The organism is Oleiphilus sp. HI0043 (assembly GCF_001634935.1).
In genome coordinates, this window is record NZ_LWEY01000442.1 from 1 (window position 1) to 715 (window position 715).

General features: G+C 42.4%; 1 protein-coding gene and 1 pseudogene. Both read left to right on the forward strand.

Annotated features, from left to right (window positions below; genetic code table 11):
* On the forward strand, positions 1-499 hold a 499-nt coding region (locus tag A3729_RS05625), incomplete at its 5' end, for a mechanosensitive ion channel domain-containing protein (RefSeq protein WP_156497705.1).
* Positions 500-520: 21 nt separating this feature from the next.
* Positions 521-715, forward strand: a pseudogene (locus tag A3729_RS05630) (hypothetical protein); the annotation flags it as partial.

Here is a 715-nt window from a genome sequence, read left to right on the forward strand (position 1 = left end):
CACCATTGATCACTTCGTGCTGTATATACCAAAAGTGATTAGCGCTCTTATTCTAACCTTGATCGGTTTATTCATTGCAGGACTTGTGCGAACTGCCATTGAGGCCTCACTTGCCAGCATTAACCTAGGTTATGAACGTACAATTGGCGGAATTATTTATGCGCTAATTGTTATCATTGTAGTGTCACTGGCGATCAACCAACTAGAGATTGAAACCGATTTGCTAAACCAGGTTGTTATTATCTTTTTGCTCTCTGCTGCAGGAGCAGTTGCACTTGCACTCGGTTTAGGCACAAAACATGTTGCCGGAAATGTCGTTGCAGGCGTTTATGCTCGTGAACTATATGTTCCGGGTAACAAAATTAAGGTTGATAACGTTTCTGGTGAAGTAATTGAGATCTGCTCTACTGCGCTGATTATAGAAACTGAAGACGGCCGCAAAATCACAATCCCCAACAGTAAACTAATTGATTCTCAAGTGGAGATTCTATCGCAATAACTCTGCTTACCAATTACTAGCATGACGCTTAATAGCGTAGAAACCAAGCACAACCATGTAGCTCTTCCTGCCAATAATGACCCTGACAATGAGTGGGTCACCCAAGCACAGGAAGAGCTGCCCTATCGTACCTGTGCATACGAAAAGCTTATTCGAAAATACGAAAAGCTGGTCTTTCATATTTGCCTGAAGATGCTCGGAAATCTTGATGATGCT